25 protein-coding genes, 1 tRNA gene and 1 pseudogene are annotated in these 24,488 nt (G+C 50.2%); 10 read left to right on the top strand and 17 right to left on the bottom strand.

The annotated features are described in order from the left end of the window. Nucleotides 1-5: 5 nt before the first annotated feature. The gene (locus tag M891_RS0104600) at nucleotides 6-965 is read left to right on the top strand and encodes a YqhG family protein (protein WP_028537992.1); all 960 of its coding nucleotides are present in this window, start codon (nucleotides 6-8) and stop codon (nucleotides 963-965) included. Between the two features lie 84 nt (nucleotides 966-1,049). Beyond that, a complete protein-coding gene (locus M891_RS0104605) occupies nucleotides 1,050-2,192 on the top strand; it encodes a hypothetical protein (RefSeq protein ID WP_157268761.1) in 1,143 nt (380 codons plus the stop codon). A gap of 83 nt (nucleotides 2,193-2,275) precedes the next feature. Here the strand turns inward: M891_RS0104605 and M891_RS0104610 are convergent, their stop codons facing one another. Continuing rightward, complete coding sequence (locus tag M891_RS0104610; RefSeq protein WP_016312663.1) at nucleotides 2,276-3,232, bottom strand: DMT family transporter; 957 nt, start codon at nucleotides 3,230-3,232, stop codon at nucleotides 2,276-2,278. A gap of 133 nt (nucleotides 3,233-3,365) precedes the next feature. Here M891_RS0104610 and M891_RS0104615 point away from each other — a divergent pair, with 133 nt between their 5' ends. Continuing rightward, nucleotides 3,366-4,862, top strand: a complete 1,497-nt coding sequence (locus tag M891_RS0104615; RefSeq protein WP_016312664.1) for an aminotransferase-like domain-containing protein — start codon at nucleotides 3,366-3,368, stop codon at nucleotides 4,860-4,862. Between the two features lie 186 nt (nucleotides 4,863-5,048). Here the strand turns inward: M891_RS0104615 and M891_RS0104620 are convergent, their stop codons facing one another. After that, nucleotides 5,049-5,276, bottom strand: a complete 228-nt coding sequence (locus tag M891_RS0104620; protein ID WP_016312665.1) for a YqzE family protein — start codon at nucleotides 5,274-5,276, stop codon at nucleotides 5,049-5,051. 161 nt (nucleotides 5,277-5,437) lie between these two features. On the opposite strand from M891_RS0104620, the gene M891_RS0104625 reads away from it, so the two are divergent. Further along, on the top strand, nucleotides 5,438-6,148 hold the full coding sequence (locus M891_RS0104625; protein ID WP_028537994.1) for an N-acetylmuramoyl-L-alanine amidase family protein: 711 nt from the start codon (nucleotides 5,438-5,440) through the stop codon (nucleotides 6,146-6,148). Here M891_RS0104625 and M891_RS0104630 read toward each other — a convergent pair. Then, nucleotides 6,135-7,058, bottom strand: a complete 924-nt coding sequence (locus tag M891_RS0104630) for a divergent polysaccharide deacetylase family protein (RefSeq protein ID WP_016312667.1) — start codon at nucleotides 7,056-7,058, stop codon at nucleotides 6,135-6,137. The two genes, M891_RS0104625 and M891_RS0104630, sit on opposite strands and share 14 nt — an antisense overlap. 33 nt (nucleotides 7,059-7,091) lie before the next feature. Further along, nucleotides 7,092-7,613 carry a putative ABC transporter permease gene (locus tag M891_RS0104635; protein ID WP_016312668.1) on the bottom strand — a complete coding sequence of 174 codons (522 nt, stop codon included), beginning with the start codon at nucleotides 7,611-7,613 and terminating at the stop codon, nucleotides 7,092-7,094. A 135-nt stretch (nucleotides 7,614-7,748) separates the two neighbouring features. Here M891_RS0104635 and M891_RS26125 point away from each other — a divergent pair, with 135 nt between their 5' ends. Continuing rightward, a complete protein-coding gene (locus M891_RS26125; RefSeq protein ID WP_028537995.1) occupies nucleotides 7,749-8,006 on the top strand; it encodes a hypothetical protein in 258 nt (85 codons plus the stop codon). A 415-nt stretch (nucleotides 8,007-8,421) separates the two neighbouring features. Here the strand turns inward: M891_RS26125 and M891_RS25245 are convergent, their stop codons facing one another. The 3 genes from M891_RS25245 to M891_RS0104655 form a co-directional block, all read right to left on the bottom strand. Then, nucleotides 8,422-8,586 (bottom strand): hypothetical protein, encoded by a 165-nt coding sequence (locus M891_RS25245; protein WP_016312671.1) that lies wholly within the window; start codon nucleotides 8,584-8,586, stop codon nucleotides 8,422-8,424. Between the two features lie 116 nt (nucleotides 8,587-8,702). Continuing rightward, nucleotides 8,703-8,963 (bottom strand): hypothetical protein, encoded by a 261-nt coding sequence (locus M891_RS0104650; protein ID WP_016312672.1) that lies wholly within the window; start codon nucleotides 8,961-8,963, stop codon nucleotides 8,703-8,705. Nucleotides 8,964-9,109: 146 nt separating this feature from the next. Further along, on the bottom strand, nucleotides 9,110-9,994 hold the full coding sequence (locus M891_RS0104655) for a LysR family transcriptional regulator (protein WP_028537996.1): 885 nt from the start codon (nucleotides 9,992-9,994) through the stop codon (nucleotides 9,110-9,112). Nucleotides 9,995-10,140: 146 nt separating this feature from the next. On the opposite strand from M891_RS0104655, the gene M891_RS0104660 reads away from it, so the two are divergent. After that, a complete protein-coding gene (locus M891_RS0104660; RefSeq protein WP_016312674.1) occupies nucleotides 10,141-11,160 on the top strand; it encodes an alpha/beta fold hydrolase in 1,020 nt (339 codons plus the stop codon). A gap of 280 nt (nucleotides 11,161-11,440) precedes the next feature. Here M891_RS0104660 and M891_RS0104665 read toward each other — a convergent pair whose 3' ends face one another. The 8 genes and pseudogenes from M891_RS0104665 to M891_RS0104705 form a co-directional block, all read right to left on the bottom strand. Then, nucleotides 11,441-11,842 (bottom strand): Rrf2 family transcriptional regulator, encoded by a 402-nt coding sequence (locus tag M891_RS0104665; RefSeq protein ID WP_016312675.1) that lies wholly within the window; start codon nucleotides 11,840-11,842, stop codon nucleotides 11,441-11,443. A 91-nt stretch (nucleotides 11,843-11,933) separates the two neighbouring features. Beyond that, entirely contained in the window at nucleotides 11,934-13,325 is a 1,392-nt protein-coding gene (locus M891_RS23310) for an MDR family MFS transporter (protein ID WP_016312676.1), read from the bottom strand. 78 nt (nucleotides 13,326-13,403) lie between these two features. Then, the gene (locus M891_RS0104675; protein WP_028537997.1) at nucleotides 13,404-14,312 is read right to left on the bottom strand and encodes a class I SAM-dependent methyltransferase; all 909 of its coding nucleotides are present in this window, start codon (nucleotides 14,310-14,312) and stop codon (nucleotides 13,404-13,406) included. A 111-nt stretch (nucleotides 14,313-14,423) separates the two neighbouring features. After that, nucleotides 14,424-15,326 (bottom strand): NAD(P)/FAD-dependent oxidoreductase, encoded by a 903-nt coding sequence (locus tag M891_RS0104680; protein ID WP_028537998.1) that lies wholly within the window; start codon nucleotides 15,324-15,326, stop codon nucleotides 14,424-14,426. 24 nt (nucleotides 15,327-15,350) lie between these two features. Further along, nucleotides 15,351-15,665 carry a thioredoxin gene (gene trxA / locus M891_RS0104685; protein WP_028537999.1) on the bottom strand — a complete coding sequence of 105 codons (315 nt, stop codon included), beginning with the start codon at nucleotides 15,663-15,665 and terminating at the stop codon, nucleotides 15,351-15,353. A gap of 364 nt (nucleotides 15,666-16,029) precedes the next feature. Next, a pseudogene (locus M891_RS23315) lies at nucleotides 16,030-16,432 on the bottom strand (hypothetical protein); the annotation flags it as partial. Between the two features lie 107 nt (nucleotides 16,433-16,539). Beyond that, nucleotides 16,540-17,184 carry a DUF2306 domain-containing protein gene (locus M891_RS0104700; RefSeq protein ID WP_028538002.1) on the bottom strand — a complete coding sequence of 215 codons (645 nt, stop codon included), beginning with the start codon at nucleotides 17,182-17,184 and terminating at the stop codon, nucleotides 16,540-16,542. Between the two features lie 43 nt (nucleotides 17,185-17,227). After that, complete coding sequence (locus tag M891_RS0104705; protein WP_028538003.1) at nucleotides 17,228-18,259, bottom strand: DJ-1/PfpI family protein; 1,032 nt, start codon at nucleotides 18,257-18,259, stop codon at nucleotides 17,228-17,230. Between the two features lie 276 nt (nucleotides 18,260-18,535). On the opposite strand from M891_RS0104705, the gene M891_RS0104710 reads away from it, so the two are divergent. Both M891_RS0104710 and M891_RS0104715 read left to right on the top strand, forming a co-directional pair. Then, the gene (locus tag M891_RS0104710) at nucleotides 18,536-19,222 is read left to right on the top strand and encodes a response regulator transcription factor (RefSeq protein ID WP_016312684.1); all 687 of its coding nucleotides are present in this window, start codon (nucleotides 18,536-18,538) and stop codon (nucleotides 19,220-19,222) included. A gap of 1 nt (nucleotide 19,223) precedes the next feature. Then, nucleotides 19,224-20,558 (top strand): sensor histidine kinase, encoded by a 1,335-nt coding sequence (locus M891_RS0104715; protein ID WP_028538004.1) that lies wholly within the window; start codon nucleotides 19,224-19,226, stop codon nucleotides 20,556-20,558. A 72-nt stretch (nucleotides 20,559-20,630) separates the two neighbouring features. On the opposite strand, the gene M891_RS0104720 is transcribed toward M891_RS0104715, so the two are convergent. Next, a tRNA-Leu gene (locus M891_RS0104720) sits at nucleotides 20,631-20,715 on the bottom strand. 200 nt (nucleotides 20,716-20,915) lie between these two features. On the opposite strand from M891_RS0104720, the gene M891_RS0104725 reads away from it, so the two are divergent. Beyond that, on the top strand, nucleotides 20,916-22,106 hold the full coding sequence (locus tag M891_RS0104725; RefSeq protein ID WP_028538005.1) for an ROK family protein: 1,191 nt from the start codon (nucleotides 20,916-20,918) through the stop codon (nucleotides 22,104-22,106). Nucleotides 22,107-22,169: 63 nt separating this feature from the next. Here M891_RS0104725 and M891_RS0104730 read toward each other — a convergent pair whose 3' ends face one another. Continuing rightward, entirely contained in the window at nucleotides 22,170-23,030 is an 861-nt protein-coding gene (locus M891_RS0104730) for an AraC family transcriptional regulator (protein WP_028538006.1), read from the bottom strand. 155 nt (nucleotides 23,031-23,185) lie between these two features. On the opposite strand from M891_RS0104730, the gene M891_RS0104735 reads away from it, so the two are divergent. Beyond that, nucleotides 23,186-24,484: an alpha-glucosidase/alpha-galactosidase gene (locus tag M891_RS0104735; protein ID WP_028538007.1), complete on the top strand. Its 1,299-nt coding sequence runs from the start codon at nucleotides 23,186-23,188 to the stop codon at nucleotides 24,482-24,484. Nucleotides 24,485-24,488 lie beyond the last annotated feature (4 nt).

The following is a 24,488-nucleotide window of genomic DNA, read 5'->3' on the forward strand; positions in this document are numbered from 1 at the left end:
CGGTTATGTCGATGACCCGAGAGCAGATTCGCGATTTTGTGATGACTTATTTGGAAGCGACGGAATGCCAGTTTCTCGAAAAATCGCCCCATCACGTCACGGTGAAGCTCTCCCCCCGCGCCGACCGCGATTTGACGAACCGCCCTTATTATTGGGGGTTCATCGATCGGACCGGAGCGGAGCCGGAAACGATGTCGTTTTCGTTTATTTTTGACCCGGAGGCGCATCAAGCGGCTGAGAAAGCGAAAGCGGCTCGAGAGCAGGCGAACGCCGGGCAACCGATGGAAACTGCCCAGGAAGACACTCTGCTGGGGCGTTACTTTGGCGCGGTCCGGCCGCTGCCGGTGCTTGGCCCCGGACGGATTCAGCGCGAAGAGCTGGCGTTTGGCAGCCCACGGCTCAAACAGATTTTTGAGGCGGCGCGAAAAGGCGGCCGCTACGTGTACTTGTTCGAGGAGCCGGGGCCACGGCAGCGAACCGCCCTGCTGCCCGCCGCTTATGAGCCGTGGCTCGGGGTTTGCTTTAAGGTGGAGTTCTGCTGTGATATGAAGCGGGAGGAGCTCCATTTTTACGGGGTATCCTTGCAGTCTGGTACGGTCGATGAATCGTTTCAGTCGCGAATCGCAGGCAAGCCGCTGGTTCCCCGATTGCCAGAGAATATCCATATCGAGCCTACCCGCCTGTCCTTGGATGCCGGTCGGCTGGCATTAGAACAGCGTCTGACCGAACGGATCCAGGCCTATGACGACAGCTGGGCGAAGGAAGCGCGCGAACGGCTGAGCGATGAGTTGGCATTGATCGACGCCTATTACAAGGATTTGATCAAAGATCCTGAACCCGAGCGGGCGCAAGGCGCAACGGAGCAATATGAAGCGAGACGGGAGGAAATCCGCTGGCAATATGAGCCGAGAATTGTCGTATCCGCCATGGGCTGCGGCATCTTTCATCTGCGTTCGCAGAGGTAACGACAAATAGACGGATCTCGCTAAAAGACCGCAAAAATAGAAGCGGTTGGCAGACCAGCCGCGCGACAGGTTGTAACATCCTTTTTGAACCGGATTCGGTACAATGGACAAGCAATCGAAATCTACAGGCCTAGGTGCCAAACGAATTGCCAGGGAGGCGATCTCATGCTGCAACCGCGTTATTCCCGAACCAACCTGAAGAAACGATCGATCACTCGCAAAATTCTCTTATGCGCAAGCATCTTATATAGTGCAGCCAGCACAGCGGGAGGGCTTGGCGGCCTGGGCGCAGCGGCCGCCGAAGGCACAGGCAGCGCGGCCGGCGCGTGGACGGGGACGGTCGCGCTGGCGACGATGCGGGCCACGGCGGATACGCCAGCGCCGGAGGCGCTGCGACGCTTTGCCGCCGAGGCCATCGACAAGCTGGTCCAGTCCGAGCCGTTTACGGCTTGGGCTGGTGCCAGCTCCGCCATCGAGCCGCTGGGACCGGGCACGCACAGCTGGCTCGTCACCGTAGCCGCCGGCGGTGCGGCTGGAACGCCGCGCGGCTACCTCATCATCTCCGCGACAGAGAGCGGAGATTACAAGCTGGTCGAATACGGAATGGGCGCTTATTCCGTATTCGACCCGGCGCTGCTCGAGGCCGCCCTGCGGCAGAGCGGCCTCGGCGCAGCCGCTGCGGGACGCGTGACCGCCGTCCCGCTCTACGCCGGCCCGGCATTGGCCGCGTGGAGGGTTCACCTGCCCGAGGGCGGTGAACCCGGCTACGTCAATGCCGCCGACGGCGAATGGCTGCCCGAGACGACGGGCAGCTGGGACAAGCAGGCGGGCGGCTACGCGCCGCCGCGGCTGGCCGCCGGCAGCCGCGATGCCTTATCGCCCGCCGCTATGGTGTATACGTCATCCCGCTTCGATCCTTACGATAACCTGCTATGGATGACGGCCAAGCCTTTGACGTTGAAGCCGAACAACTTCATCGGTCAATTAACAACAAGCCAGAAGCTCGTCTATGCGGCTTCCGGAGCCGAACGCACTTATTCCTTCCCTCTGCCGGTCTACGGCTATCAAATCTGGAAGAACGACAGCTTGTCCGAGACACTAACCGCCCCTTCGGCAGAAGCTGGGACCGAAACCGAAGCCGTTTACGTCGTTACGGGCACCGACACGACCCTCCGGGTGATCGCGCTGGATGCCTTGATGGCGAGCGGGAAATTCGTCACTTTTTAAAATGCGAGACCTGACACGAGCACTGCTGTTTGCTGGCAGTGCTCTATTTTGCAGTTTTTTCCAGACATCTTCTCAGACCTCCCCTACGACCCCGTCGTCGAACCCGTACCTCCCTCTGCGGCAGCCTGTGCCGTCAATCGTGCCGGCCTGCGAAGCAGCTGGCGCAAGCTGTCCAAATTGGTCAGCACCGTGCCGGCAATAATCGCAACCCCGCCTAACACCGCGAGCCATCCGGCCGTTTCGCCGTAAAACAACACGCCAATTGTCATCGCAATCAGCGGCGATACGTACAGCCAAGTCGAGGGAAACACCGGGTTAGTCTTGGCCACCAGCCAGTAAAACAAGCTGTGTCCCACCATCGACCCCACCACGGTTAAATAGATGAGTGAGCCCAGCACCGTCGGCTCCAGCAAATCTCCCATTGTCACTCGTTCGGTAAAAGCCGACAGGAGGAACAGCAGCAAGCCGCCGTAGATCATTTGTGCCGCATTCAGCGCAATCGGCGAGACGGCAGCAAAATTCTCCGTGACTCGTTTGGTATATAACGCGCCGACCGAATACACCACTTCCCCGATCAACACCGCCGCGCAGCCGATCGCCCAGCGGGACCCGGCCTGAACTGACACCATGTTGGGCAGCACCAGCAGCATGACGCCGGACAAGCCGATGAGAATACCCAGGACAGCGCGTCCGGTCGCTTTTTGCCGCAGCACCATCATCTGCATCAACAGGATCATGAGCGGCCCGGTAGCCGATAATACCGCAGCGACGCCAGAGGTGACGTATTGCTCCGCCCAGTACAACAAGGCGAACGTCCCGAAGGTCAACAAAGCGCCTGTCACCAGCATCTCCTTGCGCAGCAGCAGAGACCACTTCGCTTTTTTCCTCCAAACCATCCATAGAAACAGAATTGCCCCGGCGGCGAAGAAGCGGGCCCCTGCCGCAAAGAATGGAGGCGCAGCATGATCCACGCCAATTTTGATCGCTAAAAACGTCGTGCCAAACACGAGACACATCATGAAATAGTTGATCACAATCATCGAAAATCTTCCCCTTTCAGCTGTTGATCTGTATCATACAGGAAAGAGAACAGAACAGATGACACGGGATAGAACAGATTCTCGGTTTTTCGGTTTAAAATAGAACTCACGGCACAACGCAAGGAGGATGACGATGAACGTAAGACCAAAGCTGGCACAACCCCGGAGAGTTCGGTATACGCAAGTGATCGAGTATATTTTAGACCGGATTGATCGGGGGGATTGGAAAGCGCATGATAAGCTGCCCTCCGTACGTGAGTTAGCAGGCGAGCTGCAGCTTCATCGATTAACCGTCTTCCGGGCGTACGGGGTGCTGAAAGAGCGCGGAACCATTTACGTCAAGGAAAAATCCGGTTATTTCGTGTCCGGAAGCCGACCGTCCACAAAACCTGCTGTACCCGAAGATGGGAGTCCCCCCCGTTCCAACCAGGGCACCGGCAGAGCAGGCGGAACCACGTCTCCTCCTGTCGCTTGGCACAGGACCGGGTATCTGCAAAATTCGTTAAGCGAGATTCACCAGATCCCCGCCGTCTACTCGTTCTCCCAGGCGCTCATCGACCCGAATCTGCTGCCGAACCTGTTCCTGTCGGACCACGTGAAGCAGGTGTTCGACCGTTATCCTAAGCTGCTGGGCACGTATTCGTCCGTCCAGGGGGACGAGGAGCTGCGGGAACTGCTCTGTGCAGATATGCAGCGGAAAGATAAGCTTCAGGTCTCCCCCGACGAGCTGCTGATTACGACTGGCGGACAACAAGCGGTCGACCTGTTGGCGGGCGTTTATCTTCGTCCGATGGATTATGTCTTGGTCGAACGCCCAACCTACAGTTCGGCGCTTGATTGCTTCCGTCAGCGAGGCGCGCGTCTCCTGCCTGTGGAGATTCATCGGGACGGATACGATCTCGACCTTGTTGAGGCTTATCTGAAACGCCATAAGCCCCGGATGTTTTATATGAATCCCACGTTTCATAATCCGACGGGATATACCGTGCCGGCCAGCCAACGCAAGCGGCTGGTCGAGCTGGCTGAGCGCTACGGTTGCCTGCTCGTCGAGGACGACGCGGTTCATGACGTCTACTTCGATATGCCGCCTCCCCCGCCGCTTTATTCCTACGATACCGAAGGCTGGGTCGTATACCTGCGCAGCTTCAGCAAATATTTGGCGCCGGGGCTGCGCATTTGTGCCGTTGCCGCTCGCACGGCGGTCATGGCCCCGCTGCTGACGGCCAAATCGCTGGCCGACAACGGCACGCCGCTGGTCAACCAGAAGCTGTTCCAGCACTGCTTCGAGTCCGAGCGGCTCCAACAGCACCTGGAGAAGCTACGGACGGCGCTGCAGATTCGCCGGGACGTCATGGAGCAAGCACTCGCCCCGGGCACCGGATGGCAGTGGTACCGTCCGCAAGGCGGATTGAACTTGTGGGTCCGCCTCCCTGCAGGCATAAACTCCAATCAACTGCTCACCGAGGGCATCCGTCGCGGGTTGACGTTTGTCCCCGGAACGATCTGCGATCCCTTGGGAGAATTAGACGAACGGATCCGGCTTAGCTTTTCGTTTCAAAATGAGGCTCAGATTCGCGAAGGCATTCACCTGTTGATCCAGTTAACAGATGAGTTCGTACAACGAGGATAAATTGAAGCATAGGGTACGTTGACGCAGGGTAGTGAGTTGCAAAGCAGGTCACGATGAAGATGGCGTTGACGAAGGCTATAGCAAGACCAAGGATGCCTCTGCACTATGCTAACTTAAACAGCCGCCCTCTCCCTTTCGGGACAGAAGGCGGCTGTCATTCATAACCGGGTTCAAGCTTTGGCTTGCTCAAACTTCCCGTGAGTGGGAGGCCTGTTCTTTTCTCTGGACTTCTTTCTTCTTTGGCTTGGGAAGCTGCCCCGCCCACAAGGAGATGGAGAACGGGATCATGCCGAACCAGCGCCGACTCCACGGTTCCTTCGCTTTCGACCGCTCACGGCGGATTTCCCGCGGAGTTTCCACGTAATCTACCACTCGTTCGGTGATATATTTGACCAGCTCGTCACCTTTAGCCATGGAGATAAGCTCCTTTCTCGCTTTGTCGTTCTTCGTTAGCTTTAGTTTGTGCCGTTTCCCCCTGCCTTAAACCCACAAATCCTCCAGGCATCTGACGAAGCCGCGGAATGCATGATTTCTCCGCCGCAGGTTCACTCTATAGAGGAAGTATCTCCTGAAAGGTGAGACAAATGGGAAAGATGATACGATGCCTGATAACACTCCTGTTCACGGTCTCCGTTGCCTCGGGAAGCTGCGGTATTGCGACTGCGGCGGATGAAGGCAATGACCTCAGGCATGCCTTCCCCGAGCCGGTGATCCTTATCGATGCCGGCCATGGCGGAATTGACGGCGGCACGTCCTATAAGCAATTTCTAGAAAAGGACATCAATCTCGAAATCGGGCGTCGGCTTTACGTCGTCCTCCGAAGCCACGGCTACCGCGCGATTCTTAACCGAACTGGTGATTACGCATTAAGCGACGACAACCGTTGGCTTCAGAGCCGCTCACGGCACCTGCGGGATTTGGCACAGCGCAAGGAACTTAGCGAACAGTTGCCAGCTTCGATCGTCGTCAGCCTGCATGTCAACTGGGGGCGGAACTCGGCGAAACGCGGACCGCTTGTACTCCACCAGAACGAAGGACGCAGCGCGATGCTGGCTGCTTCGATTCAACGGTCGCTGGAGCGGTTCTACCAACTGGACATTTCCCGAAGTCCGGAGCTTGGCAAACCGTTTTACTTACTTAACCATGTTGATTGTCCGGCCGTCATTGTAGAGATGGGCTTTCTCAGCAACGAGGAAGACCGCGCTATTCTCACGAACAGACGCGGTCAACAGAAGATTGCCGAAGCGTTGTATCGCGGCATCGCCGAATACTTTACGGTAATGTAACCCCCGGTCCCAGCTGTAGGCTGGGACTAAATTGTTCCCATACCAGCTCACTCGTTCCGATGAACTCAATGCCTTCGGATTGTAAGATCGGGATATTTTTTTTCAAAGCAGCCGCTGTTTTCTTCCCTTGTATACCAACATGCCCAATCGTGACGCAGCTATTGCGCTCCCCCTTCTTCAGCATGTTCAGAACTTGCCGCAGTTGCTTCGTCACGTGGGCTTCACTGCCAACATCGTCCAGAAAAATATTGTTTTCCAACCGAGGCAGCCCCATCGCCTCGCTTAAACGGGGAACAACGGACCGATAGTTCGTTCGGCTGTCAATGAAAAATAACCCCCGCTCACGGCACACCTGTAATACCACCGACATCACCCGCTCATCCTCGGTGACCTTCGAGCCCATATGATTGTTCATTCCAACGGCGTAGGGAACTTGGTCAATCGCAGCTTCTACCCTCTGCCGGATCTCCTCGTCCGACATGCTGGTGAGGATCGCCCCAGGTCCTAGCCATTCCGGCTTGCCTTGCTTGGGCTCCATCGGCATATGAATGATCACATCGTGCCCGCGTTCATGCGCGCGCCGCGCATCCTCCTGCGTCGTTTCCAAGAATGGCATAACCGCCACGGTTAATTTGATCGGCAGGTTGAGGATTTCCTCAGTACCTTCCATCCCGTTGCCTAAATCATCAATAATGACCGCCACCTTGCGGGAAGCAGAACGCGGTTTAAGGGAGGCTTTAGAATCATGCGCTGCTGACTTCAATTCACCTGTTTCCGTACTGGAGTTCTCCACGAACTGATTTGCTGATGGCGCGGCTTGACCGCTAATCGAGGTCGTTAGCAACAGTGCAGTAAGACCGCCGACCGCCAGGATCAGGATTCGTCGAACCATTTGATTGAACTCGGACATGAGGTTTCCTCCTTTCTTCTTGTCAACGATGGGCTAGATCAAGCTCCCGCGATATTCTCTTCGCCGCGTAAGACAGGTCCATGCCAGATCAATGGCAAATAATAAGAGCAGCACCGGACCCACCACCAGCCAGACAGCAGAAACGCTTCGATAAGCCTGCTCCGCCAGAGGGTGCACCACTTTCAGCATCAATATCGACAGAACGACCCAATACACCGAGAACTTGAGGCAGATATGCCCTCCAAGCTGGAAGCGCTGCCCCGAATAATCCCACCATCTGCGACCAAACAACATCAGCAGCAAGCAGCCGCTAACTCCTTCCACTACGGTTGGGATGATGCAGCACAGCAATCCGGTAAGCAGCGGCCGGTGTCCTCCTTCCTGGACAAGCCACAGCAAGAGAATCGGGGCCACGCCGTACATTGGCTTAAACGGTCCTTTCATAAAGCCTTCCTTCCAGAACACGCCTTGCGTAAAGAAGTTGTACACATTTTCGAGCAGCCAGCCCAATAACGCGTACAGCAAAAAGTAAAAAGCGATTTCCCCCGTCGTCAATCCACACCAGCCTCCTTTTCTGCTAGTATGACTGTCCCTGTCGGGAAACATGCGCTGCATCGCCTTAACCCTGCTTGATATAAAAAAGCCCCTGGGGAGAAGCACTAAAACAGGCTTCTCCCCAGGGGCGGTTGGATGGCTACATCCCCAGCACCGGATGCGGCACATACGGTTCTTCAAGACGGGCCGCTCTTGATTTTTGGAGGAATCATGATCTTGCATTCTCATTATAAGCCATTTAGTCCTGTACTTGGATTTTCTTCAACTTCTGGACCCAACAAAACAGAAACGACCTTCGGCAACATTAAAGCCGACGTTTGCGCTGCAATGATCCCTGACTTTAAACGGACCAATTTCTGCGATTGCATTCATCATTCGCCTTGGAACGAGTAAGTCCTGATCCGGGTAACTGATGCAAATGACTGACAAATCCCAAGGAGCTTCAGTGAGATCCTCTCGCTGGAGCTCCTTTTTTTGTCTCATAAATAAGGGAAGGATTACGAATAATTACAGTATAACAACACCGGTTTAATGGAGAGACAGTCATTGAGCAAAGTTTCAATCAGCCCCAAACAACTGTTTTCGTTGATGATTTTGTTCGAGTTTGGGACGACGATTGTAGTCCCCCTGTATTCGTAAAATTGTCGGACCTGTTCTGGCTTGGCCTTTATCGTTATTTATATTGACGTATTTCTGCTATAATGCTGCCCTCAATTTAAGAGAGGCTGGAGGAATGTTGGTAACCCTGTATATCTTCGATCATATCTTTAGCATAGTTCATAATTACCTGCACGCTTCTCCAGTATAATTACCCTTTTAACCTCTCAACTTCTTGTATTGTGTCGTTTATCTCTTCCATGAGGTAAAATCGTTTTTCCTCTAACTGAAAAACAATATTATCGCCAATCGTAATTTCTTTATCTCGCAACCCCCATACTTCTTCTGCAACATATGGGATGGCTTCTGAGAGCATCCGAATAAACTCATCCGCCTTTTTACGCCGATATTTTTCTTGTTATATAAAAGAAGTGACCTCGGCTTGAATACGATTCTCTTTTCTAAATAAATTGAACATATTTATTCATCCTCTCATTTTTTAATAAAAACAAAAAAAGCCGATTTTTTGCATGAATAATCCATACAAAAATCGGCTTTTAAAAAATATCTATTTTGGATTTTTATTTTTGCGGATTTATTTAGTAGAGTGATAAGCGTAGTGATAATATCCGAGAAACTTGCCTCAGTATATTGATATCCCGTCAGTGTGATAATGTTAATACTAGGCGTGCCAACTTCTCTCAGTTCATTAAGTTCGAAATACGAATCCGCCTTCTTTCCTTCTACATCCATATAACGCAGAAGCTTCCTTGCAGACATTAGAACACTTTACAACTTCGACAGCAGTTGCTCCCGGTGCGTGAGACGCTATAGATCCATCAATTTCCTCCCATGTGAAAACTAAAGTCCTTGATTGTATCCCGACAAAAAAAGGGGGGTTAAGTCAGAACTTCTCTCGCCGCTTCTATGAAAGACAACAGGATGGGTGAAAGCCACTTGTCTTTATGCCATAACATCTGTGTATACACATGCAGATCGGGAATTTGCCAGGGAAGGGCAACAAGTTCACCGCGCTCTACCTCGGCTTCCGTTACGATTTCTGGGAGAAAAGCTATACCGATTCCCGAAATGGCGCATTGTTTAATGGCTTCTGCACTTTGAAACTCTAAATACGTAATGCTGTCAATGCCCTCTTTCTCAAATGACCGGTCAAACATGGTTCTATAAGGACAGCCTTTTTCATTCGTCAGGAACACTTCTCCGTGAAAATCCTCCAGTTGCAGCTCCTTTTGCCTAGCAAGCGGGTGATCCGGAGCAGCAAACAGGCGGAAGGTTTCTTCCAGCAGCGGTTCTACGGCAAGTCCGCTCGAGCGAATGGGCTCGTCAAGCATGAAGACGATATCTGAGTTCCCCTCAAAAAGCGATTGTTTGAGCTCTTGATTGGGAACGGAGCGGAAGATCAGACGAACGCTGGGATGCTGCGAACGAAAGCGCCGAAAGACAGCAGGAAGCCGGTACGCGCAAATAACCTCATTGGCACTTATCGTCAGAGTACCGTTTAAAGACTCGTTATCATGAACAACGCTGCGTGCTTCATCCAATTTGTCCAGAACGCTCCGGGCATGAATCAAAAAACGTTTACCCGCTGCGGTGAGAACCAACTGCTTGCCCAAGCGGTCAAAGAGACGAACGTCCAGCTCCTCCTCCAAGGCTTTTATTTGCATGGTAACGTTAGAGGGTACGTAGTTCAGCACCTCTGCGGCCCGAGTGAAATTTAAGGTTGATGCAACCGTACAAAACGTATTCAGTTGACGCAGCTCCATTTATCGATCCCCCATACCTTCAAAATTATTGAATACTATTGTGAATTATGTTCACTTTCCCTGAGAGTATCACGACTCTATACTAAACACAAGAAATCACATCTGACCTTGAACATGTGGTTTCATTTAGAAGGGAGGCCTCTAGGATGGATTATGAAATTTTTAATTTGGGTGATGTCACCTTGCAATCAGGAGTGATTTTGCCGAACGCTTTTCTAGCATATAAGACTTATGGGACACTAAATGCACAAAAAGATAATGTTATCGTCTATCCGACTGCATTTGGTGACCAGCATACTCAGAATGAATGGCTGATTGGCAGCGGAATGGCCCTGGATCCGGACAAATATTTTATTATCGTTCCCAATCTACTGGGCAACGGGTTATCTTCATCTCCCAGCAACACAGCCCCTCCGTTTGACCGAGCTCATTTTCCCAAGGTAACCCTCTATGACAACGTTAGTTTCCAGCATCGGCTGGTGACCGAACAATTTGGCATTCAAAAGATCGCACTCGTAGTGGGCTGGTCCATGGGCGGCATTCAAGCCTTTCAGTGGGGGGCAAGTTACCCGGAGATGGTGGAACGAATTGCGCCTTTCGCGGGAATTGCCAAAACTTGGCCTCATACTTTTGTGGTGCTGGACAGTCTGAAGGCCGCGCTGCTGGCAGGAGTAGGCTTTGATTCAAGCAAGCTAAACCAGCTGACTTCCGAAGACATGCGCGCCGTTGGCCGGGTTTATGCCGGATGGGGACTGTCGCAGGCGTTTTATAGGGAGGAGCTGTACCGGGAGTTAGGCTTTGACTCCTTGGAGGCCTTTGTGACCGAGGTCTGGGAACATAGCTTCATGAAGATGGATCCGCATAATGTACTGGCCATGTTAGAGACAGGCCAGCATGCAGATATTAGTGCGAACCCTTCATACAACGGGGATTTTGAGAAGGCGCTTAAAAGCATTAAAGCCCTAGCCTGCATCATGCCGGGGAGCACGGACCTCTTCTGCTCAGCCGACGATAATGCATACGAAGCCAAGTTTATGCCTAATGCCGACTTTAAGCCAATTCCGTCCATCTGGGGCCATTTTGCCGGCCGTGGAATCAACAGTGCGGATAATCTGTTTATTGATGATAACCTGAAACGCTTGTTAGCCCTTAGCCCTCACGAATAAATGATCTTTAACTGGGCCCTGGCTGAGGGGACTGCCTTCAGATAAGCATTCAGCTTATATACACCACAGAGTCTGTATCGCGTTATACTGCCCGTTCAGCACCACCATGTGAGTCTAAAACTTATTTTCTCAGTTTAAACCAGAACCTCCAGGCTCCTGCATTCGACAAGTTTCCGAATATGCAAAAGAAGCTCTCGATTCACCATTAAGGTATATCGAGAGCTCTTCTTCGTGAACACGGTTTAATAAAATAAACCATTCTCATAAAAACAGTTTTTCTTCAAAGAACTACTGTCATTTTCTTAGCAATCTCAGATAATTTTTGTTTTTTTAAAAAGTCCTCCATTTTCTCTTCAGCCGATACCATCACCTTCTGAACTAAACACTCTGATCCATGATTCATTTCGCAGTCGAATAAGGAGGCGGAGCCTTCAATGGCTTGAATCACGTCGAGAAACGAGATTTCTTCCCAATTCCGTTTTAAGCGATATCCACCATTGGCTCCTGAAGTCGATTCAATCATTCCTGCCTTGACCAGCTTGGTAAGGATTTTGGATAAATACGTTGGAGAAACCTCTTGTCTCTCCGCCAATTGCTGTACGCCGATAAGTTTGTTCGGCGGGAATGCGGCAAGAAAGAGCATCGTATGAAGAGCATAGTTTGTCGCTTTAGAAAATTTCATAACGTGATGTTCACCTCAATTATGGACTTTATGTGCCCATAATAACTTTTTACATTGGCTTATGTCAAATATCGCCTCCCTTATTACTCCTTTATTCGTTATATTCCACTGAACCTTTACCATATGGAACAAAGAAGGTAAGAAGAAAACCACTCGCTGCAACGAGGGCTAGTGACCAAAATGCGGCTTGAATTCCTTGATGCATATTGATCGGAAAAGATAATGAGCTGTAATCTGCGGTAATTGTCACCAGGGTGATGAGCAGAGCCCCGCCCATTGACATGCCCAATGTACGTATGGCCGTGGTCATCGGCGAAGCGTAATTCATCATCGAATTCGGCAAGCTTGCCATGGCAAAAGCAGTAATTGGGGTCATCATAAAACCGACCCCGGTCATAAGCAACGCATATAACCCTACCAACAGACCATACGGAGCGTGAATCGATAGCGCTATCGTTAATAGGGCCGTTACGGCGGCTATCCCGAAGAAGCCAATCCGAATCAAATAGCGACCGCCATAACGGTCGTAGATTTTACCCGAAACCACTCCGGACACCCCCATCAGCAATGCACCTGGGAGCAACATTAGCCCCGATTCTCTAGGCAGTAGTCCCCTGACATTTTGTGCATATATCGGGAGCAGCAGTTCCACCCCGGCCATCACAATGAACAGGACTACGCCTATAATCGATGCATAAGTAAATCTCGGGTAACGAAATACGTTGAAATCAAGCAAAGGGACGGCCAGTTTGAATTGGCGCTTCACAAACAGAAACGACACTGCGAATCCCACGATAAGGAAGGTCAGCGCAAACTGAATCCCTTTTCCCTGATCGCTAAGGATGCTAAATCCATACAACAGACAACCGAAGCCCAAACTCGAATAGAGAATAGATCTCCAGTCCAATTTCGCTTTATGCGTATCCCAAACGTTTTCCAAGCAATAATAGGCGACAAACAGGTTCGCGATCGCTATGGGCGCCACCCCATAGAATAAGATTCTCCAAGAATGATTTTGAATCACGAAGCCGGAAATCGTCGGCCCCAGTGCAGGGGCGAGTCCCACAATGAGACTGGCCAGCCCCATCGCTGCCCCGAGTTTTTCCTTTGGGAACACTAGGATAATCGTATTCAGGAACACTGGTACCAGCAATCCGGCGCCAATCCCCTGAATAATTCGTCCGCATAGGATCAATGTGAAGTCGACGGAGAAGCCGGCAATTAGCGTCCCTGTCGTAAAGGCCCCAGCGGATGCGAAAAACAGGGTTCTCGTCGAGTATTTTCCGATCAGGAATCCCGTCACAGGGATGACAATTCCAGAAACCAGAAGATAGACGGTGATCAGCCATTGCGCCCGATTGACCTGGATTCCAAGGTCAAGCATCATTTGTGGCAAAGCCGTGTTCAGCATGGTTTGCATGAGTTGTGCCAAAAAATTCGCGACGATTAGAGATGCGACAATGATTACAGGTTTTCTTTTCATAACGTTCCTCAATTTACTACAGACACTCCAGTTTGTAGATATTACAGATATTTTTTATCCATTATACAGTTAAAGAAATTACTTATGGGGAAATTCTTGGACACCGGTGTACATGCTCTGATCCTTCAATTGAATAAGCACCTTGCCAAAACGCCCACCCTGCTGGATGACAACCTTATCCGTCGGATAGGTCCGTTCCAAATAATTGGCTATGATTTTCCTATTCTGGTCGTCCGCAGTCAAACCGAAAATTCTCAGCCATTCCATAACCTCCTGGAGCGCCGTGTCTCTAGATACTTCTGTAGATTTCATTTCCCGGGTTACGAGCGACTGATAGGAATACCCTTTGAGATACAGTAAATGGAGCAAATAAGCCATTTCCAAATGTTCCGTTTTCATGGGCTGATCAGTGACCAAAGGCCAAATCTCTTTTACCAGACTGTGCTCCCTGGAGCCGACAGACAGGCTGATATAGCAATACTGTCGTGCGCAGCTCAGCACTTTCTCCACACTGTCCCAATCGACAATAACCGGGCACATGGAGACAAATACGAAATCAAAGGCTTTTTCCCACCCCTTTGCTTGAATATCAATGTCTTCAAAAGGCTCAGCCACAATCTCTACATTCCCGTTCTTTAATCCCGTTATATTACTTTTCAATAGCTCAACTAATGGAAGACTAGGCTCCACAGAAGTAACACTAGCCCCTCTCTCCGCAAATGGCACGGTAAATCCGCCTGAGGCCGCTCCAATGTCTAATATGGAGATATCTTTAAATGTCACACCCTGACTTTCCAGCCAATTCATAATCCGTTTTGTTCTTCGCCTGCCTTCTTCGCTAAACGCCTGCTCGTTAAATGACTTTGCCCTATGGTCAAAAGTATGTGCTGGATCAATTCCAGCTTTTTTCATTTTGCTAACCGCTGTATCTGGATCATTCTTCCAAGCTGCTTCCCAAACGGCATCATTAAAAAAATCGTTCGTCATCATCCTCTTCATCCCTTTCTGTTATATGTAGCCATTACACTTATGACTTTTGAAAAAAGTCCTTCTCTCTAAGAAACTTTTTCCCCAAGAGAAGGACATGTCCACTTAGAGCTAAACGAAATCTTCTTCTGTCAGCTCCATGTTGATGCCAATCGCCGCTTTGCTTCCGCCTGCTGCAGCAAAAATCAACTGGGAAGGCATTACGTAAGCTGCATCCCCGGCGGCATACACACCTGGAACCGAGCTTTTGCCCCACTCATTTGTGGCGATACCGCCAAACTCATTTACCTCGTAACCAAGCGAACCCTGAAAAGACGCCTTCGGTTTCCATTCCGGTGTAATGAATCCTCCCGTTCTCTCGATTCGTGTGCCATCCGCAAATTCCACCTGCCGCAATTTCCCCTCATAACCGATAAACATCGTTACTGCTTGTTCAACCACTTCGATGTTTCTGGATTTCAACAGTTGTTTTTGATCGTTGTCCAGAACAGCATGCCCATTTGTACAAATCACAAGATCTTTACTCCAGGTATAGAGCAGCTTGGCCATATGAAACACTCCAGAGTTCTCGGAAACAACAATTAGCGGCTGATCTCGAAGCTCCCAGCCATCGCAGTAGGGACAACTGAATAAACTTGTTCCATAACAATCACGCAAACCTGGAATATCCGGGAAAATCTCCCTAAGTCCCGTGGTGATCAGTAATTTACGTGCTTCAATCTGTTTTCCGGTTGACGTCACAACGACGAACCTGTGATCAGTCCGGTGAATCTCGGTCACTTCCCAAGGTAAAAGTTCTACGGAGGGATACCCCAGAACCTCCTCATATGCAATACGCCTGAACTCGGCGGGTGTCACACCGTCTCTTGTTATAAATCCATGGGAGGCATGTGTCACCGCATTTCGGGGCTGGCTGTTATCAAATAACGCAACACTGCGTCTGGCCCGCCCAAGTACCAGAGCCGCATTGAGTCCTGCCGGGCCTCCGCCGATAATAGCACAATCATAAGTCAAAAGAATCTCCCCTTTCTTGTTGATTTATTTGGAGCCAACAAGCTGCTGCAGTTCACCTTTCGACAATATGCCTATTTCTTTATATAGAGGCTGTCCATCTTTGAATATAATGGTTGTCGGGATGCTCATAATCTGAAATTGTGAAGAGGTTACCGGATTTTCATCTACATTAACTTTAACGACTTTAATGGAATCATTTGCTTCCTTTTCAAACTCCTCTAATACAGGTGCAAACATTCTGCATGGACCGCACCAAGGAGCCCAAAAATTCACTACTGTTATCCCTTCCGTCTGCACCATCTGTCTAAAAGTAGAATCTTTCGCATGTTGAATAGCCATCGTGATCTTCCTTTCAATTAGATATACTATGGATATATAATATCTTTAATTTGTCATAAAATGGGTCTAGTAATCTTGTCCGGCGTTGTTGCCACTAAATGGAACATCACCTCAAACGCATAATCAGTTGCTTGTGAATTTTCATAGTACACCTCCATTCGAATTAAAGACTTCATGTATCTATGATAACTTTGTTTTGAATAAGATGCAAGTCAGTCTCATGAAAAATTTAGCCAAACCAAAGCCAGTTGCATTCTTTTGGCCGGTGATCGAGCCAACAACAGCGGACAGGCTATGGTCTTTTGCATCCTAGTCTGCCGCTGTTGCTCTTATCGGATCGGTATTAGTTTTCGTCAAAATGGATCGGCGCAATGCCTTCCGCTCGCCACACCGTGCCTCTTTTCTCGTACTCGAATAACTTTTCTACAGCATTTGCGATTTGGGGACCTAACTCACGATCAATCAAATACAAGGCCACATCAAGACCCGAAGTCACGCCTCCCCCGCTTACGAAGCGAGGACCATCTTCAACGACTCTTGCTTCAATCGGAATTGCACCGAGAGATCCTAACGCTTCCATGCCTATTTGATTGGTAACCGCATGTCTATCTTTCAACAAACCTCCCATCGCAGGCAGTAGTGTACCACCGCATACTGTAGCTACAATAACTTCCTTTTGAGTACATTCCCGCAGCAGCGAATACTTCGTATGGTGCTAATGCGTCCAGCAGATCGAAACCATCGAACAAGACGATTTGAACATGCATCCTTTTGTCTTTGAATGGATCATTATTTTCTTTTGAATTCGCACTTGCTGCAGAGGTAACTAGACATAGAACTAGTACAAACGACATGAGTACTCCTATAATTTTTTTCATCCTACCACTGCCTTTCTGGATCGATTGATATTTCTGATAATGATGTTAGGAATGATCAACAGCAGCACAATAGAGCCGTAAACGCCAATTGTATAGCTGGTAGCGTAAATGAGACCAAATCCCTGATAAAAAAGGGAGGTGATGAGATGAATTGTCATGTTCGTAAAACAAAAGGCGTAACTTCGGATCATCCAGTTCCGGTGCCGAATGATGCGTTTCTTTTTGATTTGTACAAGCGCCGTAATGGTGATAAACAGCCATATTAGATTAAGAGCGTTGAACCCCATACTGCTTATTTTTCCTCCGGTAGCATAAGGAGCCATATATCCGGAAGTAATCACGACAAGAAGGACGGATACTAAATAAACGTAGCCGTTTATACGGTGGAACTTGCGGCTTTTTTCAAGGACGCGGTTGGAGAAGTTGAGCAACCCTGTCGCCATGGCGATGCAGGCAAACGCAACATGAACGTGCATAACGTTGATCCAGACCGGAAGATTAAGTTCGCGCTTCAGGCCGATTTTATGGCTTATAAACGCCTTTGCTTCGGGATCGATAATAAAATTGGCCACCAAAGCGTAAAGGATAAATAGAATACTGATGCAGGCCAAAAGGCCGTATGATATTTTCCACTCCTTCATGCGATCCATCCCCTCATTTTAATTGCCAAATCGCATTTATGGGTTAGGTAACACGCTTGCCTGTTAATTTGGATGCAGGCAGTATGCCGGCTCTGGCGAATCCAATCATGTCATCTCCACGCACGGTAACTTCGAATTTTAGATTTAACCTCATAGGTTTCGTGACGCGCAGCGACCAGGTGAGCTTATTGTCCTGAAGTAAGGGATTTATAAACTCGACCGTCTCATCCCCTTGTGTAGCCTGGCCTTGGACCAACCCATTCCTTATGGAAATGGAGAGCTTGACCTCCAGTTTTCCAACAGGCGTAGCAATTGTTGTATCCCAATCCCCGTCGAATTCAGATTCTCCGGGTAATTTGATTTCCGAGGTATCATAAATCATCCCCATATTGTTCGTCGCGTTCGTTTCTTCGTCGGTCTCTGCCTTGTGAGAGCCAGGCGCCCTTCCTTCTTCCCGCCAGACCGTTCCTCTCCGTTCGTATTCGAACAGTTGCTCTACCGCGTGCGCGATGCGCGGTCCAAGCTCGCGTTCCACCAGATACAGCGCTACATCGAGTCCCGAAGTAACGCCGCCACCAGTGACCAGGTTGCCGCTATCCACTACGCGTGCAGGAACGGGAATGGCTCCGGTTGCTCCAAGTACATCCATGCCCAGATGATGCGTTACCGCTGGTCTGCCCTCCAAGAGCCCTCCCATGGCCAGTAACAGGGAACCGCCGCAAACCGTGGCAACGATGATGTCATTTTGCCCGAGTGCTTGCTCAATCATTTCAACCAATTCGGTATTCAGTGCCCGCGACAGAATGGCTGGGGGCGAATTCGGCCCATCTCCTTCGACGTCACCCGACGCGCCAGGTACGAGAATGATGCCCGTACGTTCCGGGTTCAGTCTGCCGCTCGCTTCAATTTTTAACCCGTTGATGCCGCTGGTGACGGATCTCGGCCCTTCAGCGGTAACGAATTCTACGCTTAACGCGTGTTCAGCATACATTGCCGCGGCACAAAAAACCTCGTAAGGCGCAATGGCATCCAGAAGGTCAAAGCCATCAAAAAGCACGACTTGAACCGTTAACATCCATAATCCTCCTCATATTCAAAGTCAGTAGATTGATCCTCGAACCTGCGGATCGTATCTGGGAAATATGTCAACCTCCTTCATCCGTTTTTTGCGTAGAAAAGCCCTAACTCGCGATATTTGCTGTCCGACTCGGCAAGAAGTATCGTAACAAACGAGTATCTCAAATGAAGTTGTATAAAGGTCACAAAACAATAAACAAATCATCACAAATTAGGTGGTTCTGTTTGTTGCATGGGGTTAAATGATAAACTAGTTTTCAAAGGTGGGATATTCATGAGTGAAATCAGTACCATACTGGTTGTAGACGATGATCAAAGCATTGTTGAACTATTGAGCGACTTTTTAGAGTACGAAAATTTTCGCGTTATAACCGCTTGTGATTCTATTCAAGCTTGGACATTGTTTGAGCAGAATTCCATTCATTGTATTGTTCTTGACATCATGATGCCGGGTCAAAACGGGTTTGAGTTATGTCGCCGGATTAGGGAGAAGAGTAACGTTCCGATCCTTTTCTTGAGCGCACGCAGCGACGATGTGGACAAGATTCGCGGCCTGACGCTCGGCGGTGATGATTATATTGTCAAAACCGCTTCACCCGGTGAAATTGTAGCCAGGATTAAAGCTGTACTACGACGTTCTGTTTCCCAACTGCAAATGAGTGAGAGAATCCTGGATTTTGGCCGCATCAAGTTAAATCTATCCACAAGAGAAGTGTTCGTGGATGGGAAGAGTATAGTGCTCACCCCGAGGGAATATGAATTATTGCGATTATTTGCCGAACACCCCAGGCATGTTTTTTCATATGAACAGATACTTTCGAAATTTTGGAATGGAGTAGGCGACAGGCATACGATTCGGGTGCACATCGGTCGACTTCGCGAAAAAATTGAATCCGATCCGAACCATCCTCAATACCTAGTCAACGTATGGGGAATAGGGTATCGCTTCGAGGGAGGTTAAGATGAGAACACTTCGTATTCGTTCGTTTACTTTACTGCTTTTCTTTTTCATAATGCTAGTGCCGTGGATCTTTTATGTGACAACACACTTCATAGAGACAAACACGCTCAGCTTCGCAAAAAATGGATCTCAAGCCGAGATTCTGCAAGGACAATGGATCGAGAAGATCGTACGGCTGATCGAAACCAATTCGGACAAATGGAGGGATCCGAATTGGCAAAACCAATTGCATCATGAGTTGCAACAAGCGAAAATGGAAGCGGCTATTCTATCTGCATCAGATCAAGAAATTTACCGTTCTAATCCGCAGAGCCATGGCGTATTGCCTTCTACCGAACGGTTCTCCATTATAGAGGACGGTCATTTACTTGGAAAGGTCATGATTTATCTTCCGAAGTCAAATGCGGCTAAGTTCATTTCGATATTTACCGGGCTATTGTTAGCTTTTTTTATTGTCGGTGTTGAAATGCGAAGGTTTCTTCTAAAGCCTCTCGAAAAGATGAGCTTTGCAGCTAGAAAAATCGCTGCAGGAGATTGGGATGTAGAGTTGCCTAGATCCTATATCACCGAAATCTCTGAGGTACGCGATGCATTCGAAGTGATGGTGAATGGAATGCAAAAAGCTTTTCAAAAACAAGCGGAATTGGAAGAAGAGCGCCGATTCGTGATTACAGCTGTTGCTCATGATTTGCGTACCCCATTGTTCGCCTTACGAGGTTACTTGGATGGTCTGGAGCAAGGCATTGCCCAATCCCCGGATAAAATAACCAAATATTTGGCGGTTTGTAAGGAAAAATCGGCGCAATTGGACCGGTTGGTAGAGGACCTGTTCACATTTACAAAGATGGAGCATGTGCAGATGGATCTTCATCATCAGAAGATTGATTTTAAATTCATCATCCTGAAATCGGTTGAAAGTTTAAGTCCGCTAGCTCGCCAAAAGAACCTCTCGATCTCGACCCATGCTGCAGACGACTGCTTCATTAACGGTGATCTGCATTTATTGGAGCGAGCGATAAACAATTTGTTGGATAATGCCGTCAGACACACACCCTCGCATGGTGAAATTGTTGTTCAATGTGATAAAGAAGGTAACAAGATAAAGTTTATGATCCGTGATACCGGCCCGGGCTTCTCCTCGGAAGAACTACATCGAGTTTTTGAACCTCTATATCGCGGTGAAGCATCTAGAAATCGTTCAACTGGAGGCAGCGGATTAGGGCTGACCATTTCACAAAGAATTGTAAGGCTTCACGGAGGTGAGCTCTCCGCAGGTAACCATTCGGAAGGCGGAGCGCTGCTAACTGGTTGGATGCCTGCAGCTGCGCCTGATTAAGATATTGAGTAATCAAAAAGGCTCCTGCTCTGCTAGAAACAGCAGATCAGGAGCCTGTCATTGATGAAGTGATGCGGTCGAGAGGACTCGAACCTCCACGGGGGGTTAGCCCACACGGACCTGAACCGTGCGCGTCTGCCAATTCCGCCACGACCGCATAAATAGTTGATGCAATCATTTGCAGCAACAGAATATATATTATCACTTCTTTTTCAGAGAGTCAACAGGAAAATCCTTAATCTATCGTTCTGATCAAAGTTCAGAGGGGCTGGTTTTACACTCCAACTCCCTTTATACTTTATATTTGATACCTAAAAATATCCCGCAGTATGAACTTGGAAATGGAGACCTTAATCAATGTTGACTCATTCCAATCCTTCTATTAAGAAACAGATTTATGACCGAATCTCATTTCTCGGCACCGTCTCCAAAGCCGATTTAATGAACGAATTTTCACTCACCCCCAGCAGCATGACGCGGTTCCTGGAGGAGATGACCAACCGGGGGTTGCTCGTCATTTCCGGGCTGGGGAACTCGACCGGCGGCCGCAAGCCAATCTTGTTCCAAACCAATCCGAAGTACCGGTATATCTTAGGGTTGGAGATTTCCCGAATTTACTCGGTTCTCGGTTTGTATGATATGCATTTGACCCCGTTGTCGTTGGCTCGTTGGAAAATGGATGAACACATGACACCGGAGGTGCTGGCCGACCTTGTTACCGATACGGCCAAAAGGTTTCTTCATGAGCATGGCATCACATCCGCCGACGTACTGGGCCTGGGCATCGGGGCGGTAGGCCCGTTGGATCATCAGAATGGCATCATCCTCGAACCGGAGTGGTTCCCCGCGCCGTCCTGGCGCCACGTCCCGATCTGTGCCATGCTTGAAGAGAGATTGGGTATCCCGGCCCAGCTAGACAACGGCGCCAACACCGCGCTGATCGGCGAACACTGGGCCCTGCGCTCGGACACGATCCGCCATGCGCTTTACGTACACGTCGGCGTGAATATCCGGTCCGCCGCTATGTCAGAAGGCCGGATTCTTCGGGGCGCCGCCGATACCGAGGGAGCGATTGGACAAATGATCATTCAGATGAACGGACCCAAGCTCCGCAATAAAGGCAACTCCGGTGCCTTGGAGGCTTTCGTGTCCGTGCCTGCGCTGGAAGATCGGGTACGTGCAGAGCTGAAGAGCGGACGCAGCAGCGTCTTGTCCAGCCTAGCCCCGGAGCAGATCAACTTCGCGACTCTGGTGGACGCGTTGTCGCAGGATGATCCGCTGGTTAAGGAACAATTTCAGGAGACGGCGGTCTGCCTCGGAACCGGGCTGGCGAATCTGATTAATGCGTTACACCCTGAATATGTTGTATTGGGCGGCCCGCTGATCAACGCGCACCCGCTCGTCTTCGATACTGCGGTGGAGGTCGCCAAGCAGAATGCGTACCATTACCCTCAGTATAATCCGCTCTTCACCCAAGGGCAGCTAACCGAATCCGCCGTAGCCACAGGAGCCGCCTTGATGGTGCTGCAGCGCTGGTCAGGGGATTAGAACATCACGCAAAAGGCGTTGTTTGCACACAGCGCCTTTTGCATGTTTCTGAGCGCTGTCCTCCTATCCCCTTCCACTCCTGCTGCGATACTCACTAGGGGACATACCCGTGGATTTCTTAAATAGCCGCGAGAAGTATAACGCATCGTTAAAACCTACGGAGGAAGCGATTTGGTCAATGGTTAACGGGCCGGTGAGCAGCTCCTTCGCTTTCTCGATCCTGACCTTCGTCAAGTACTGCTTCGGTGACAGTCCTGTCCGGGCCTTGAAGGCGATGAACAGATGGGCGCGATGGTAACCTAAATTGCGCGCCAGCTCTTCAATACCGATCTGCTGCGGATACTGCAGCTGGAACCAGCGGATCGCCTGCTCTACCTGCCGGTCGATCATCGTTGGCTCTTTCGCTGCGTTACGAGGCAGGTGCTCCCGATTCACCCTTCCGAAATGATGCAGCAGCAGCGTCATCCAGCCCGCTGCCTCAAGACTCTCCAAATGCGGAGGGTCGCTTTGACGAAACGATGATCGCAGCCGAGCGTATAACTCCCGTAGTTCCTCCGGCTCTTCAGAACTTACCACCGGTTTATCCGGTGTAATGCCAACATCCGCCAACTGCCGAAGGACCCCCGGTCCTCTTAACGCAACCCATGCGTAATGCCACGGATCTAGGGAATCCGCCTCGTAAGTGAACAATCCCTCTGGAAAAATGACAAAGGTATCCCCCGTCCGGCAAGAATATTCCTGTCCTCCCCAGGTATACGTCCCCTTCCCTTCAAACACCGTATGCAGCAAAAAATAGTCATGCACGGACGGCCCGATGCGATGGTTCGGGTGCGGCCGCCCTTGTCCGCTAAACAAGACCGTGATGTCCCGCTCCCGGTCATCAGGGTTCATATGGACTTCAAACAAGTCGTGCTCGGGAATCAATCACCACAACCTCCTGAAAGCATAATGGCCTGCTCTCCCTAGCGTAAGGGATGGCAGGCCAAAATACAACATTCCTCCATACTTCCCTTTCATTCCTCCATACCTTTCTTTCAGGTGGAGAGCTATATTGAGGAGGAAAAAGGAGGAGATCTAACATGTCCAAAATTACATTTATCGGGGCTGGAAGTACGGTATTCGCCAAAAACGTGTTAGGCGATTGCATGTTGACTCCCGCGTTGCAGGGCTTCGAGCTGGCTTTGTACGATATCGACCTGCAGCGCCTCAAAGATTCGGAGAACATGCTAAACAATCTGAAGCACAGCAGCGGCAGCACATGCGTCGTGAAAGCCTACACCGACCGGAAGGAAGCGCTGCGAGGGGCGAAATACGTGATCAACGCCATCCAGGTCGGCGGATACGATCCGTGTACGATTACGGATTTTGAGATTCCGAAGAAATACGGGCTGCGCCAAACGATCGCCGATACAGTGGGGATCGGCGGCATTTTCCGCAACCTGCGGACGATTCCTGTCATGCTGGACTTTGCCGCGGATATCCGTGAAGTTTGCCCGGACGCCTTATTCCTCAACTACACGAACCCGATGGCTGTGCTAACCAACGTCATGAATACGTATGGACAGGTCCGTACCGTTGGTCTCTGCCACAGCGTGCAGGTTTGCGTGCCAGGATTGTTCAGCAGCCTGGGGCTGGACGCTACAGGTGTTCAGGCGAAAATCGCGGGCATCAACCATATGGCTTGGCTGCTCGAAGTTACCCGGGACGGCGTTGACCTCTATCCCGAAATCAAACGCCTTGCGGCACAGAAGCAAAAACAGCCGCATCATGATATGGTTCGGTTCGAATTGATGCTGAAATTTGGATACTACGTTACGGAATCATCCGAGCATAACGCCGAATATCATCCTTACTTCATCAAACGGAACTATCCTGAACTAATCGAACGTTTTCAAATTCCGCTGGATGAATACCCGCGCCGTTGCGTCGAGCAAATCTCGAATTGGGAGCGCATGCGCGAGGAGCTCGTCGGCAACCGGGAACTGACGCATGAGCGCACGCACGAATATGCTTCGTACATCATGGAAGCCATTGAAACCAATGTTCCGTTTAAGATCGGAGGCAACGTCATGAACACAGGGCTGATCCCGAACCTGCCATCCGAAGCGTGCGTGGAAGTTCCCTGCCTTGTGGATGCCAGCGGCGTAACGCCTACCTATGTAGGAAATCTGCCGCCGCAATGCGCTGCGTTAAACCGGACGAACATCAACACCCAGCTCTTGACGATCGAAGCGGCGATTACCCGTAAGAGGGAGCATATCTACCATGCTGCCATGCTGGATCCCCACACGTCCGCTGAGCTGTCCATCGACGATATTATCGCGATGTGTGATGACTTGATCGAAGCGCATGGGGATTGGCTGCCAACTTATCATTAATGGC

The organism is Paenibacillus sp. J14, assembly GCF_000518465.1.
Lineage (GTDB): Bacteria > Bacillota > Bacilli > Paenibacillales > Paenibacillaceae > Fontibacillus > Fontibacillus barengoltzii.